The organism is Weissella viridescens (assembly GCF_001437355.1).
GTDB classification, from domain to species: Bacteria; Bacillota; Bacilli; order Lactobacillales; family Lactobacillaceae; genus Weissella; species Weissella viridescens.
Genome location: NZ_JQBM01000001.1, coordinates 135103 through 150683, shown reverse-complemented (window position 1 = coordinate 150683; position 15581 = coordinate 135103). Strand labels below are relative to the sequence as shown.

Here is a 15581-nt window from a genome sequence, read left to right as displayed (position 1 = left end):
TCGATGTTTAAAAGTATTAAACAACTGGTTGGTAATGCAACTCAAGTCGTGACTTTAAATTCTAAGGCATTTGCATTACGCGTCAAAGGTGTTCAAGTGAGTTCAAAAGAATTAAATGAAGCAATGGCGAATTTAAAAGAAGCAATGCCATTGGTTGAACAGACATCTAAGGATGTACAAAAAAGCGTTAACAAGATGAATTTTAGAAATAAGCCCCATTTGGAACGGATTGATGAAGCTAAAGCGCGCATTGATGATGGAATGGCGACGATTAATCAAATGCTAACTTTTAGAAAAAAGAAGTCTTAATGAAAAAGAGCACTCACAACATCATGTGAGTGCTCTTTTTATACTTTATTCGCCAATTTGTAGTTTTAATTCCATAACAGCATCACGTAAGTTAGCTGCTTCTTCAAAGTCAAGTCGCTTTGCGGCAGAGCGCATTTGATCCTCAAGATTGGCAATGGTTGCATCTTGATCACTACGCGGCATATCTTTGAAAGCTGTCTGTGTGAAACTGTCACTAGCATTTGCATCCGTTTGAGCTTCATGCGTAATCGCAATCGGTCCGCGAATTTCCTTCTTAATCGTGTGTGGCGTAATATCGTGGGCTGCGTTATATTCTATTTGAATCGTCCGACGGCGTGATGTTTCATCAATGGCTTGTTGCATTGATTTTGTAATGGAGTCCCCATACATAATCACATGCCCGTGTTCGTTACGTGCAGCACGCCCAATGGTCTGAATTAAAGAACGAGGGTTACGTAAGAAGCCTTCTTTATCTGCGTCCAGAATCGCAACCAATGATACTTCAGGAACATCAATTCCCTCACGCAGCAAGTTGATACCGACTAGGACGTCAAATTTACCTAAACGCAAATCACGGATGATTTCAGTTCGTTCAAGTGTTTTGATATCGGAATGTAGATATTTAACCTTAATACCTACATCTTCCAAATAATCAGTTAGGTCTTCAGCCATTTTCTTGGTTAGAGTGGTGATGAAGACACGCTCATCAACAGCCACACGTTCATTGATTTCACCAATCAAATCATCAATTTGACCCAGCACGGGACGAACTTCAATTTCAGGGTCCAAAAGGCCAGTTGGTCGAATAATTTGTTGGGCAACGTGATCCGGGCTTACCCGTTCAGTTTCATAATCACCGGGCGTTGCTGACATGTAGATGATTTGATTGACGTGTTCTTCAAATTCATCAATTTTTAACGGACGGTTATCGAGTGCACTTGGCAAGCGAAATCCATAATCAATCAATGTTTCTTTACGAGCACGGTCCCCTTTGTACATGCCTCGGATTTGTGGCATGGTAACGTGCGACTCATCGACCACAATTAAAAAGTCGTCTGGGAAGAAATCAAGCAACGTAAATGGTGGTTCCCCTGGCTTTCGTCCATCCATATGTCGTGAATAATTTTCAATACCAGTTGTAAAGCCCATTTCTTGAATCATTTCAATGTCATATTCAGTTCGTTGCTTTAAGCGTTGCGCTTCTAGCAACTTACCTTCGGCTTCAAATTTCTTAAGTTGTTCATCGAGCTCGGCTTGAATTGTCTTAACAGCTCGATTACGAATCGTATCGTTCGTCATAAAGTGGGTTGCCGGGTAAATGGACACGAAATCATCGTCAGCAGTCACTTCTCCTGTTAGGGCGTCAACTTCACGGATGCGATCGATTTCATCTCCGAAGAACTCAATGCGGAGTGCTTTTGCATCTGATGAGGCTGGAAAGATTTCTAAGACATCACCGCGAACACGAAAACGACCTCGTTGAAAATCAATGTCATTGCGTTCAAATTGAATGTCAACCAATTTGCGCATCAAGTCATTTCGTTCAATTTCTTCCCCCACACGTAAATTAATGACGTGATCTCGATATTGCTCTGGGCTACCTAATCCGAAAATTGATGAAACGGATGCAACCACAATCGTATCACTGCGAGAAAGTAATGAAGCGGTGGCTGAGTTACGGAGCTTATCAATTTCATCGTTGATTGACGAATCTTTTTCAATATACGTATCTGAAGATGGTACATAGGCCTCTGGTTGATAGTAATCATAATAAGACACAAAGTATTCAACAGCATTATTTGGAAAGAACTCTTTAAACTCACCATATAATTGTCCGGCTAAAGTTTTGTTATGTGAAAGAACTAACACTGGTTTGTTTGCATTAGCGATGACGTTTGAAATCGTATAGGTTTTACCTGTTCCGGTGGCACCTAATAGAATTTGCTCCTTTGTTCCTGTATCAATACCAGTAGAAAGTTGCTCAATTGCAGTTGGTTGATCACCAGTTGGACTGTATTTTGAAACCAAATCAAATGGTTTTTTGGTTGTTTGATTATCTGTCATGTTACCTACTCGTTTCTTAAGTATTCTTCTTTAATTATAGCGCATTTTGTTCAGTTAAACTTAAAAAAATTTGTTTTAACCTAATGCGTGACGCTCTTTCTATTTAAAAAAAAGATAGTCTTGGACAGACTATCCTCTGCTTAATCGGCATTAAAAATAGTGATGTAGATGCGTTGCAATGTTTCAGAACCTGGGAATTGTTCATCTAACAATTCTGGTAGGACTTCTTTGATGAAATAAGCGACGCTTGGCATGTCACGGAAGGCAAAAATAGTTTCAAGGCTTTCTTTATAGATATCAAGGAAAACAGGTTCAGGGTTCCCCTTTTGTAATTCGCCATAAGCTTCATACAATAAATCAATTTTATCGGCCACCGAAAGAATACGTCCTTCCAATGAATCATCCTTTCCTTCATGTAACCGACGTTTGTACACGTCTTGTAACTCAGTTGGAATCTCGGTTTCAACAAAATTGTCTGATAAACTAGTTTCGACATTTGCGAGCATCTCACGTAATTCGGTCGAAGCATACTTAACTGGTGTACGAATATCACCAATGAAACGTTCTGAAATATCATGGTTTAGCGCTTTTTCATAAAGCATCCGCCAATCAACAGTATTACCGGCCTGTTCTTCTACATCGCCTAAAAACTGTGCTGCTTGTGTTACTTTCCAAGAATGGGCCGCAACTGAGTGTGGCTGATACTTAAAATATCCTGGGGCCCGTGAAATCATTTCTAATTCGTTAAGTCCAGACAGGTACTGATGCATTCCCATGAGTTAGCTTCCTCCAAAAGTAATTTTATATATCTTACCTGTAACAAGATTATATTGCAAGTGAACAAAAAACACTCAACCTAAGTTGAGTGTTTTTGTTTAGTTATTACCTAAAATTGTTGTTGTATATTTATCATCATTGGCTTGCTTAGTAACATAAGCTTGCATATTACTTGATGAACTAATGCTGATCTTAACAGGAACGCCCTTTGGTAGATAATTAGGCGCAACTTGGGCAACATAGTTAGCAAAGTTAGTAATTTCCGTTGCTGAGTAGAATTGGGTTGAAATGGTAACGTTCAATTCTTTAACTTGACTATCCTTGTACGTAGCTTGTCCCGTCACTGATGACAGATTTGGGAAGAAGTTTTGCACGTTGTTTGTGAAGTTTGTAAAGCTTTTATTCAAGTCAGCAGCAGGTGACTTTTGATTTGGATCATCCTGTGAACCTTGAATTGGCAAAGTAACCGTCTTGTAATTAAGCTTATTCCAATTACCAAGCTTGTCGCCAGAGGCGGATTTATTCCAACTATAGAAATTTCCACCTGCTAATGAATCATCGGGTGCTTGCGCATACATCGCAACGACAATTGGGACATCATTGCTAATCCCGTTCATCTTACGGTAACGTTGAACGACTTCCTGGGCCATTTCCTTACCCTGAGCCACACGGTCTTCTGCGCTAATCTTTTGAACAAAGTTTGCACCATATTGTTCTTTTTGGTAAGTGTCTTCAGTATTCATGCCTAATCCTAGCACAATCCCACCTAGTTCTAGCTTACCATCTTTTTGTTTCATGTAGTCTTGCTCTTCAATCGTTTGCAAATAGATTGGGTTTCGTGATGAGTCAGTCTTTTTATTGTCATTTGGATTCAAACCATTTGGATTATCTTTAGATTTGCGACCCAACCAATCATTGGCTGTGTTCGAATCAAGATACTGACCTTCTTGGAAAACATAATCGGAAGGACTAAAGTGATCCTTAGAGAAATCAAGCAGTCCATTTTCAAAACTAATAATGTTAAATTGGTTGTTATTTTTTGAGGCAGTAACACCACGTGCTTTACTCGTCAAATAATGTCCATTTTTAATAACAGTTTTGTAATTTGAGTTGTTTGTTTTTCCAGTAACTTGAACACCATTTTTCCCATTACTCTTGGTCGTTACTGTGTCATGAGAATTATCGACATTATTTTTTGAAAAATAATTACCGAAGAAGACTAGAATTCCAATTAACGCAAGAATTGCTAGTGCCCCAAGTCCCCATTTAATCCACTTATTATAAGACTGCATAATATCTCCTTTTTCAACGCCATGCAGTAGTTGGGCGCAGTTCATTCAAAAAATTAATTTTACTGTTCCATATTAGCACGTAATTGGTCCTCAGACCAAATTTCAATGCCTAATTCCTGTGCTTTTGTCAATTTTGAGCCAGCATCTTCCCCAGCAATTAAAATATCGGTTTTCTTCGAAACACTGTTTGTAACCGTAGCGCCTTGCGATTCAAGCCACTCCGTCATTTCCGGACGGGTCATGGCCGTTAGTTTTCCTGTAATAACGACCTTTTTCCCACTCAGTGCTGTATCAGTCTGGACAGGTGTTCCGCTCAAATATGACATGTTTACGCCAAGGTTTTCGAAATCATTTAAGAGATCTTGTGCCTGTGCAGTTGCAAAATATTGGGCAATACTGTGACCGATAACCAATCCAATGCCTGGAATGGCAGCAATTTCATCGGCCGATGCTTGTGCAATCGCAGGTAATGAGCCAAATTGTGCAGAAATTAACTTAGCAACTTTTGCACCAACATTACGGATACCCAAGCCAAACAAGAGGCGTTCAACTGAATTTTGTTTAGAATTAGCAATGGCTAAGACAAGATTGTTTGCTGAAACAGCTCCAAATTTATCAAGTCCTTCTAAATCATCTAGGGATAACCGGTATAAGTCTGAAACTTCGTGGACTAAATTATGTTCCAATAATTGTGTGACAATTTTTGGACCGAGTCCGTCTATATTCATGGCTTGGCGTGAGGCAAAGTGGGTAATTGATTCTTGAATTTGAGCGGGACAAAGCGGGTTGATACAACGTAGGACAACCTCGCCATCAACGTGAACTAGTTCCTGCTCACAAGCTGGGCACAAAGTTGGGATTTGATATGGTTCTGAAGCTTCTGGTCGCTTGCCTAAGACGACTTCACTAATCTCGGGGATGATATCACCAGCCTTATGTAATAAGACTGTATCCCCAATCCGAATATCTTTTGCCTGTAAATAATCCGGATTATGCAATGAAGCACGTGACACAGTTGTCCCGGCTAGTTGAACCGGATCCATAATTGCTGTTGGTGTCACTGCCCCAGTACGACCAACTGTCCAAGTAATATCGTGAACTACCGTTTCTGCTTCTTCAGGTGCAAATTTATATGCAATTGCCCAGCGTGGGACCTTAATCGTGTTGCCGTATTCAGCCTGTAGTGCTAAATCGTTAATTTTAAAGACAATTCCGTCAATACCGTAGGTTAAAGCATCACGCTGATGATCCGCTTGATTAATGTAATCGAGGGCTTCAGATTGTGTCTGAACGACAGCATTTTCATGGTTAGTTGGTAAACCGAGCTGAGTGAATCGGCTCAATAGATCCGACTGGGTTTGAACGCCAAGTTGGTCAATTGGATTGACAGCTTGGTATAAGAAAGCAGATAGCTTTCGTGCCTTGGTAACTGCTGGATCAAGTTGCCGCAATGAACCAGCCGCCGCATTACGTGGGTTTGCAAACGTTGCGAGTCCATCATGTTCACGTTGTTGGTTTAAGGCGACAAAGTTTGCCTTATTCATGTAAACCTCACCACGGACTTCGACTGAAATTGGTTCAGTTAGCGTTTGTGGGATTTCCTCGATTTGTAAAACGTTCGCAGTTACATCTTCACCAATGGTACCATCACCACGGGTTGAAGCTTGAATCAATTTTCCAGCCTCATAAATTAGACTAATTGCCAATCCGTCAATTTTTAATTCTGCATTGTACGTTAAAGGTGTCGTTACTTGCTTTTGCGCGGTGGTCATCCACTCTTGGAGTTCATCGATTGAAAAGACATCACCAAGAGATAACATAGGCACGGGATGATTAACCTTTGGTAAATCATTTTTAAGGCGTGCGCCCCCCACCTGCTTTGTAATTGAATCATCCGCAATTAGTTCAGGATGTTCTTGTGCTAAGGCCTGTAATTCAGCATAAGTTTGGTCGTAACGAGCATCCTCGACACTTGGGGCATCATTTTCATAATACTCCTGTGCCCATTGCTTGAGCTGTGATTCCAAAGTTTGAATTTTGGCTTGAATGTTTGCTTTATCTGACATCTTTACTCCTAACTACTCTTCAAATTTCTCAATTGGGGCAAATGCTGCTAGTAAGCGTTTGATTCCTTGATTTGGGAAAACGATGTCCAGTTCTTGGTTTTCACCACTACCGGATGTTTTGACAACACGACCAATGCCCCACTTTTTGTGTTGCACTTGGTCACCATCATGCCATTCGACACTCGATTGTTCAGGCTTATTGAAGGGTTGAGAGGTTGCTCGCTGCATGCTAGTGTTTTTGCTTTCATTCGTACGACGCCCTGTAAAGGTCGTCCCCGTTGCCGGTTGTGAGCGTTGAGAAAATGGGTAACTACTTTCTTGATTTTGTGTACTTGAAAGCCTTTGATTTTCAGGTGATTCTAGCAAGGCTGGGTTAATTTCTGAAATGAAGCGTGAGGGCTGATTATTTGATGTGCGCCCATATAACAAACGTGAATACGCGTTTGTTATGTAAAGTTTTTCGCGGGCACGTGTAATACCAACATATGCTAAGCGACGTTCTTCTTCCATTTGGGCATCATCAGATAAAGCCCCCGCTAATGGGAACAATGATTCTTCCATCCCCACCATGTATACAACTGGGAATTCCAATCCTTTGGCTGCGTGCAAGGTCATCAACGTGACTTGGTTGGTGGTTGCTTCGTCCAAATTATCCAAATCTGAAACCAGTGCCAATTCAGAAAGGAAATCAGCATATTTTGAGACACTTTCATCTGTTGGTTCATAGTGTTCATCGAATTCAGCGGTTACTGATAAGAATTCAGCTAGATTTTCAAGGCGACCTTGATTTTCAGGTGTTGGATGATCTTGAAGGAACTGTTCGTAGCCAGATTGTTCCAAAATTTGTTTCGTTAAATCTGTGATTGAAAGATCGAACTCGGTTTGCTTTTGTAGATTATCAATCATCGTGGCAAATTTTGTTAATTGGGTTGCCGCACGTCCCGTCATGCCTGGGATTAAGCTAGCATTTTTTGCAGCATCCAACAGGGTCCAATCTTGCTGATTGGCAAAAGCCCGTAACCGGTCAATACTTGTTTGACCAATGCCACGCTTGGGTTCGTTTACAACCCGCAAGAAACTTTCGTTTTCCGCAGGATTAGTCAATAACGTAAAGTACGCCAAAACATCACGGATTTCTTTTCGATCATAGAATTTTGAGCCTCCGACGATGGTATATGGAATATTAGCTTTAACTAAGGCTTCTTCCATTCCACGAGATTGCGCATTGGTCCGGTATAAAATGGCTTGATCTTTATAATCGTACTGACCTTCTTTTTTTAACTTTTGAATTTGTGACAAAACGAAATAAGCTTCATCTCGGTCAGATTGCGCACGATAATACGTAATCTTTTCACCCGCCCCATTATCAGTCCATAGATTCTTAGCAATACGTTCCTGGTTATTTGTAATAACCGCATTGGCCGCATCTAGGATTGTTTGTGTTGAACGATAGTTTTGCTCTAACATAACTGTTTTAGCATCAGGATAGTCCTTGGTGAAATTGAGCATGATTTGCATGTTTGCACCACGCCAACCATAGATTGACTGATCAGAATCACCAACTACGGCTAGATTTCGGTGTAGACCTGATAGCAAGCGAATTAGCCGGTATTGCGCATCATTAGTGTCCTGGTACTCGTCGACGTGCACGTATTGAAACTTATTTTGATAAAAATTAAGCACTTCTGGCTCTTTTTCTAAAAGTTCAATCGTTAGCATAATAAGGTCGTCAAAATCAACAGATTGCGCTAAGGCTAATTGATGTTGATAGGCCTTATAAGCTTTGGCAACAATTTCTTCAAAAGGCCCATTAGCTTGTTCCGCGTAATCTGACGGCGTTTCCATTGCATTTTTGGCATTTGAAATGGCTGAAAGGACAGATCGTGGATCATATTTTTCAATATCGACATTCAAGTCCTTTAATGTTCGCTTGATTAAGCTACGTTGGGCTGAGGCATCAATAATTGTAAAGTCTTTCTTGTAGCCTAACCGATCAATATCACGACGTAGGATTCGGACCGCCAAGGCGTGGAAGGTCGAAACCCAAACGGCTTGTGCATCTTCCTGTGAGACAAGTTGACCGATTCGTTCACGCATTTCACGAGCAGCCTTGTTGGTGAAAGTAATGGCAAGAATGCGCCAAGGTAAGACATTTTCATCTTCAATTAAGTGGGCAACACGGTGTGTCAAAACACGCGTCTTACCAGAACCAGCACCGGCCATAATCAATAGTGGCCCTTCAGTTGTTAGTACAGCCTCAGCTTGTTTCTCATTCATTCCCTCTAATAAAGGATTCATAGTGTCTACCCCTTCCTGCTCTTAAATTTAAGGATTAACGGATTTTCTTACCCCAGTATTGGTATAAGTCTACCTTCATAGCTCCGTTATATAATTTACGTTTCTTTGTTGCTTTTGCACCAAATGCTTCTTCAAAATTTTCATCTGAAGTTAAAATGTACTTTGACCAAGTTGGCATTTGATTATAGATGTGTCCCATTTGGGCATACAATTGTTCGGCAGCATCTTCATCTCCCAAACGTTCACCATAAGGTGGATTGGCCACAATAATACCGTTGATTTTATCGGTTGACCAGTCTTTAGCTGCTAATTGCTTAAAGGTAATATCATCACCAACACCAGCTGCATCGGCATTAGCTTTGGCGATTTCAATCATGCTTCCGTCAATATCATAACCTTCAATGTCTAATTCCACATCAAAATCAATCATTTGACGAGCTTCAGCCTTTAGCTTTTGACTGATATTTTTGTCAAACCAATCCCATTGTGAAATATCAAATTCACGATTCAAACCGGGTGCAATATTGCGGCCCATTAAAGCGGCTTCAATTGCAATGGTTCCAGATCCAGTCGTTGGGTCGACAAATGGGTTGTCAGTAAACCAGTGGGCTAACTTTACCAAAGCAGCTGCCATGGTTTCCTTTAATGGTGCGCCACCCTTTTCAGTACGGTAACCACGCTTAAAGAGTGAATCACCGGTCGTATCAAGTGTAATCATTACTTGGTTCTTATCAATGGCGGTTTCAAGCACATAACGGTTACCAGTTTCAGGTAAATGACCATGGGCATGGAAGTGTTCAGATTGATGTTCAACAATGGCCTTTTTAGTGATTGCTTGTACTGTGGGAACGGAATGGAGTGTTGAATTCTTTGAACGACCGTTCACTGGGAATTCAGCATCATAAGGAAGTAGATCTTCCCATGGGTATGCTTTAACACCTTCAAAAAGTTCATCAAACGTATATGCTGAAAATTCTGTTACAACGATTTTAATACGATCTGCGGTACGTAACCACAAATTTGTACGGTAAATATCAGTCATATCTCCTGAAAAATATACACGACCATTTTCAGTTTGCGTGGCATAGCCCATATCTTTGAGCTCTTTTGCCACAACGGCTTCTAGTCCAGCCCCCATTGTGGCCATTAATTTAAAAGTTTGCATGTAATTGCTCCAATTTGTTTGTCTATTTGCATGAATTAAGAAAAAAAGAAAAGCCGACGCCACAAGGACGCCGGCTTTGCCGGATGTATTGGCTGTAAGCCATGTTTTGTTCCACACAAAGGATGGCATTCTTTATGTGGTGGTAATCATCTATCTCAGATATTGCTATCTCCCCGACCATCGCTTCAATTAGCTAGGTCAAGCGCCCCTACCAAAGTTTGGGTTGCCCGCTCGTGGGGTTTACCGCGTTCCATTCACAACATTTCTGGTGTGATTCGTCACTGTGGCACCTTAACAACTATTAAACCATAGGCAAGCCCTTAGGTCATTCGTTGGCCGTCAACTTTAAAAAGCTGCCTAGCCTTATTTTTTCAGCTAGCACGAACACTACTGACATCGCAGTCAGTGCGAGCATGGACTTTCCTCATACGGCATAAGCCGTACGCAATTACCCACCAATACATCAGTACTAAACATTATACACTTAATTTTGGCTTTGAGTAGCCCCTTGTTGTGAAAAGTTTGCAACAATTGTTTCTCGTCCAACTTCAGTTGGCTTAACACGGGTTGCTGGTTGTGCTTGACTACCTGGTGTTGTAGCAGATGTGACAGTTGGTTCTGCAGGATTTACAGATCCATTGGCATCAGAAACTGTCCCAAAGACACGACGCTCCAAATTAGACAAACGCTTCAAAATATCCATATTTGTGTTTGAAACATTTGTAGTTGGTGCAGCTTGCGTTGGGTTACTTGCTGATACAGCTTGGGCAGCAGTTACTTGTTTAGTTAGCTCAGCAACTTGCGCCTTTAGCTTCTCATTTTGACTTTCCAATTCATCAATATTGTTTTGGAAGATTTGGTAGTCACCCATAATCTCATCTAAGTAGGCATCAACATCAGTCTTGTCATAACCTGAACCAATGCGTGTATTCTTAAATTCTTTATTTAAAATATCTTCACGAGTATGTTGCACGTTTTCCATGAGTGAAACTCCTTTATCTCTTATACGTATTGTTAATTTTAACAGTTTTACACGATAAACACAAAACTAAATTAAGTTTTATGACCAATCGGATTGTTGTTCTGCGTATTCTTCAGCGTAGTCTTGTAGCTTCTCGAAATCAACTTGGAAAAGCTCATAATTTGGGTGGTGCTGTTGGAATTGCAAGATAGCTTTTCGTGCAAAACGTACTTTTGACTGTTCAGCTTCCTCATCATAAAACAAAAGTGCGTTGTCTGTGTGGTTCAGCATAAACTGTTGATAGTTTTGTAGTTGACCAGCATTTTGGTAAGGCTGTGGTGAAACAGATGCCGAAAAATCAACCTGTTGCACTAACGCGTGTAGTTGTTCTTGGCGTTCTTGTTTCCAATTTGAACCAAATTGCTGGTATGGGGTCATGATAGACACACATAATTGCGGATAGTCAGGCTTGAGAGCTAAAGTGGCTGAGACTGCCCACTGTTCAATGCCCGATTGCCCTCCTGTAATAACCCAATAAGTGTCATCCGTTTCTTCTAATGCTTGTTTTAATTTCTTTTGAATGGCAAATTTAATCACTTCAACGCGGGGATCAGTGTCTTTAAAGATACCAAGCTCGAATTGGGTGAAGCCAGTAATCCATGTTCGTTCCATAACTTCTTATATAATAGTCCTATTTTCCTTAGATAAGGTTAAATTATAGCGAATTTCAAAAAAAATAACTGTAAAATTGCTAAATAAAAAAATATTTGCTATAATTAATTAGATATTAGTGGAATTGAGGAGTTTTTATGGCAATTAATTATCCAAATGGGCAAAAGTTTGTTGACCCGAATACGCCAACTAAATCAACGAGTCAACCCACTAACCAAGCAAAGCGAGGTATGACGCTTGAAGAAGAGTTAAATCACGCCAATGCGTACTATTTAGCGACAGATCGTGCCGTCATCTATAAGAAACCCACGCCCATTCAAATTGTGCACGTGGATTATCCGGCCCGTTCTGCTGCTAAAATCACTGAAGGATATTTTAGAGAAGCGTCTACAACAGACTACAATGGTGTGTATAATGGAAAGTATATCGATTTTGATGCTAAAGAAACGGCAAATAAACAATCGTTTCCATTAAAGAATGTGCACGCGCATCAAGTGGAGCATCTCAAACGGGTTCAAGCACAGGCGGGACTGGCTTTTATGATTATTCGTTTTACAAGCCGGCAAGAAACGTTTGCCATTTGGGCTGATTTACTGATACAGTTTTGGGATCAACAACAGACACAACGTAAATCAATTCCATATGCTGAGATAGCTGAAAACGGCGTTAAAATTCCATTTGGCTTAAATCCAAGCCTCCCCTATCTAGATGCGATTGATTTGTTACTAGCGCAACGTTAAATTTTAAGGAGTATTGACATGAGTGATGAATCATCACGTGTGAGTCGACAGGATCCAAAAAAGAATCCGAATAGTCGCTCGCAAAGACAAAAGAAGACAAATAATTCAAAACATTACTGGCGTAACGGGATTATCACCGTTGCGGTTGTTGGTGTTTTAGGTGTTACCGTTGGCGCTGGAATGTTTACGTACTATGCTTCGAGTGCACCAAAGATTACTGACAGCGCACTACGAGGAACCTCGCAAACGCAATTGCTTGATTCTTCAGGTAAAGTATTTTATACAACAGGGAACCAAACGCGTGAAGTTGCCAAAGAGTCAGAAATTCCGGATTCACTTAAAGAAGCCGTTGTTTCAATTGAAGACAAGCGTTTCTACAAACATCACGGAGTTGACCCACGTCGTATTCTAGGTGCAACTTTTGCTAATTTCACCGGTTCTTCCCTTGGTTTGCAAGGTGGTTCGACGTTGACTCAGCAATTAGTTAAGTTGACAGTATTTTCAACCTCTTCTGCTGATCAAACGTTGAAGCGAAAAGCACAAGAAGCCTATCTAGCGGTGAACCTTGAAAAGAAATATTCTAAGGATCAAATTCTAACCCTTTATATGAATAAGGTTTATATGGGAAACGGCGTTTATGGTATGAAGACGGCGGCCGAGTATTACTTTGGTAAGCCTCTCGATAAACTTTCAACACCTCAAATTGCTTTGATTGCTGGATTGCCACAGTCACCGTCAGGTTATGATCCATACACTAACCCAAAGGGAGCGAAGACTCGCCGTGATACTGTGTTAACTGCGATGAAGGAAAATAATGTCATCTCAGCTAAGCAATTGGAAGAATACAAAAAGGTGCCCCTTTCATCTGGGTTGCAGATTGATCATCCGGATTCTGAAAAGTCAGCTGAAAGCGCCAAAATATCAGATGCTTATATCTCATCAACATTGAGCGAATTACAGAAGATGGGTTATGACCCAACTAAGGACGGCTTGAAGGTCCACACCAATTTGAATTTGGATGTGCAAAAGAAAGCCTATGACATTGCCAATGGGGATGCCGAAGTGCAATGGCCAAGTGATGACTTACAACTTGCCATGACTGTTGCAAATCCAAAGAATGGTAAGGTCATTGCCCAAATTGGTGGACGTAAGAATGATACGACGTTCGGCTTGAATCGTGCGCAGCAAACGACCCGTTCATCTGGATCTACGGCTAAGCCGCTCGTCGATTACGGTCCAGCGGTCGAACATTTGAATTGGCCGACGTATCGTGCCTTGAATGACACACCATATACCTACCCTGGTACAAACACGAAGGTATATGATTTTGACCACAAGTTTGATGGGCCAATGACCATGCGTCACGCAGTTGCCCAATCACGAAACATTCCAGCTATTCGAGCATATGAAGCTGTTGGATCAAAAGACGCTGCCGACTTTATGACGAAGTTAGGGATTAAAACCAAGGCAGAAAATTTGGTACCAAGTAATGCGATTGGAATTGACGTTTCAACTGAGCAAGAAGCGGCTGCGTACTCTGCTTTCGAAAACGGTGGAACGTATTACAAGCCATATTATGTTTCAAGCATTTCTGAACAAAATGGTGATGTTAAAGATATCAAGCCAGTTGGTCAACGCGCAATGAAGACTTCAACGGCATTCTTGTTGACAAGTATGATGAAGTCAGTTGTGACAGATTCGTATGCTAATATTGTGAATACACCTGAATATGCGCAAGCTGGCAAGACTGGTACAACAGGTTATGCTGATGATGCTAAGGTTCCGGATGGCGCCGCTTCTGATACATGGTTTACTGGATATACTAAGACAGCAACCATTTCATCTTGGACTGGATATGATGAACCAAATACACCTGGCCACTACTTAGCTTCTGGTGATGATCAAATGCTTGCGCTACAATCTTATAAGGCTTTGATGAATTACATTATGACTTCTGGTGTTATTGATGCGGATGGTTCAGATTGGACTGCCCCTTCAAGTGTTAAGGAAGTCAATAAATATGGTAAGCAAGAGTTTGAAGTTCGTGGAGCATCATTTAAGGATCCTGGCCTTGCTAAGTTACAAGCCCAAGATGATGGTAAACAATCTAGTTCTAACAGCATTGGTAATTCAAGTAGTTCAACGATTTTGAATCCTGATACACGAGATGCTATTCGCGGTGAATCAAGCTCAAGCCGTCAAACGGAAAGCTCATCTCAACAGACAATCACCAATGATGGACAAGCAATGCCTGCAACGTCAAGCTCGGCTGCTTCTGTAGGACAACCAGCGTCCTCTTCTTCCGGCACAGTGAATGAACAACAATCCTCTGCTCCTACAAATAACGGTAGCTCTGGAACTGCTACGCAATAAATAAAAAAGACCTCACGGTTATGTGAGGTCTTTTTTATTAGTTATAGGTTATTTAAATCTAAATTCATAATATCAATATCAGTATTCACTTGAGGCGTGGCATCGGTATTGGCTTGCTTATACTGTTGTCGATTTTTGCGTTCATCATAAACATCGTTAAGTGAATGGTAGTTCTTTTTCTGCCATGAAACTAAGATGGTTTCAATGTAGCGTAAACTCAAGGCTTGATTCATCACCGCTTCTTGCAGGGCGGCTTTGATGAAATCAGGTCGGAAATGATCGATGTCGAACCAATCTTTAACCGTGCTTAACTCCATACTGCTCAATGGACGACCAAACTCTTGTTCAATCATATTAAAAATGTCGCTACGCGTGGGTTGATCGTTATTTTCAGCTGTTTCAGCTACAACAGCCCCCTCACTTGCAACCCGTTCCCCGGCTGTTGTAGCCGTATAGTTACCACTTGTTTGCATAACTTTTGTTAGCAATGGAGAGAAGTCGATACTGGTTGCAACCCGACCTTGTTCGTCATGTTGAGAAACATAGTCGGCAAATCCCTTGGTATGCATTTGTTCAATAAGTTGATTAATCTTCTCTGTTGACCACCCCAATTGTTTAGCTAATTGGCCCGTGTTAATGTCATGGTTATGTTCAATTTGGTTTTTCAATTGTAGATACAATAAGAATTCATCATTCGACATTCCTAATTGATGATAGTGCGTCAAGATATAGGCACTGACTGAAACATCTCCCATGGCTAAGAAGCGTGCTTGAAATGAATTGTCTGACAAAAGTGTGTGCCTCCATATTTTTGGTTTTAAAAAGCAGATGTTATGCACATCTGCTTTTTATGTGATTATAAAA

Annotated in this window: 11 protein-coding genes, 1 other RNA gene and 1 pseudogene; 3 read left to right on the top strand and 10 right to left on the bottom strand. The window is 40.9% G+C overall.

What is annotated here, in order from left to right:
• The first annotated feature begins 3 nt into the window (after positions 1–3).
• Positions 4–309 (top strand): hypothetical protein, encoded by a 306-nt coding sequence (locus IV50_RS00720; protein ID WP_057743632.1) that lies wholly within the window; start codon positions 4–6, stop codon positions 307–309.
• 45 nt (positions 310–354) lie between these two features.
• Here the strand turns inward: IV50_RS00720 and uvrB are convergent, their stop codons facing one another.
• From uvrB to IV50_RS00680, 9 genes and pseudogenes are all read right to left on the bottom strand, one after another.
• The gene (gene uvrB / locus IV50_RS00715) at positions 355–2373 is read right to left on the bottom strand and encodes an excinuclease ABC subunit UvrB (RefSeq protein ID WP_057743629.1); all 2019 of its coding nucleotides are present in this window, start codon (positions 2371–2373) and stop codon (positions 355–357) included.
• Positions 2374–2513: 140 nt separating this feature from the next.
• Positions 2514–3149, bottom strand: coding sequence for a YfbR-like 5'-deoxynucleotidase (locus IV50_RS00710; RefSeq protein WP_057743626.1), 636 nt, complete (start codon positions 3147–3149; stop codon positions 2514–2516).
• 99 nt (positions 3150–3248) lie between these two features.
• The gene (locus tag IV50_RS00705; RefSeq protein ID WP_057743624.1) at positions 3249–4442 is read right to left on the bottom strand and encodes a CamS family sex pheromone protein; all 1194 of its coding nucleotides are present in this window, start codon (positions 4440–4442) and stop codon (positions 3249–3251) included.
• A 59-nt stretch (positions 4443–4501) separates the two neighbouring features.
• Complete coding sequence (gene ligA / locus IV50_RS00700) at positions 4502–6508, bottom strand: NAD-dependent DNA ligase LigA (RefSeq protein ID WP_057743620.1); 2007 nt, start codon at positions 6506–6508, stop codon at positions 4502–4504.
• Positions 6509–6520: 12 nt separating this feature from the next.
• The gene (gene pcrA / locus IV50_RS00695; RefSeq protein ID WP_057743615.1) at positions 6521–8806 is read right to left on the bottom strand and encodes a DNA helicase PcrA; all 2286 of its coding nucleotides are present in this window, start codon (positions 8804–8806) and stop codon (positions 6521–6523) included.
• A gap of 34 nt (positions 8807–8840) precedes the next feature.
• On the bottom strand, positions 8841–9971 hold the full coding sequence (locus IV50_RS00690) for a THUMP domain-containing class I SAM-dependent RNA methyltransferase (protein ID WP_057743613.1): 1131 nt from the start codon (positions 9969–9971) through the stop codon (positions 8841–8843).
• A 90-nt stretch (positions 9972–10061) separates the two neighbouring features.
• Positions 10062–10431, bottom strand: an RNA gene (gene rnpB / locus IV50_RS07630) — RNase P RNA component class B.
• A 177-nt stretch (positions 10432–10608) separates the two neighbouring features.
• Positions 10609–10953 (bottom strand): annotated as a pseudogene (gpsB, locus tag IV50_RS00685) (cell division regulator GpsB); the annotation flags it as partial.
• Between the two features lie 78 nt (positions 10954–11031).
• The gene (locus IV50_RS00680) at positions 11032–11604 is read right to left on the bottom strand and encodes an SLOG family protein (protein ID WP_057743610.1); all 573 of its coding nucleotides are present in this window, start codon (positions 11602–11604) and stop codon (positions 11032–11034) included.
• Between the two features lie 137 nt (positions 11605–11741).
• Here IV50_RS00680 and recU point away from each other — a divergent pair, with 137 nt between their 5' ends.
• Complete coding sequence (gene recU, locus IV50_RS00675; protein ID WP_057743607.1) at positions 11742–12344, top strand: Holliday junction resolvase RecU; 603 nt, start codon at positions 11742–11744, stop codon at positions 12342–12344.
• Between the two features lie 18 nt (positions 12345–12362).
• Entirely contained in the window at positions 12363–14717 is a 2355-nt protein-coding gene (locus IV50_RS00670; protein WP_057743604.1) for a transglycosylase domain-containing protein, read from the top strand.
• 41 nt (positions 14718–14758) lie between these two features.
• Here the strand turns inward: IV50_RS00670 and IV50_RS00665 are convergent, their stop codons facing one another.
• Complete coding sequence (locus IV50_RS00665; RefSeq protein ID WP_057743601.1) at positions 14759–15508, bottom strand: DnaD domain protein; 750 nt, start codon at positions 15506–15508, stop codon at positions 14759–14761.
• Positions 15509–15581: the final 73 nt, after the last annotated feature.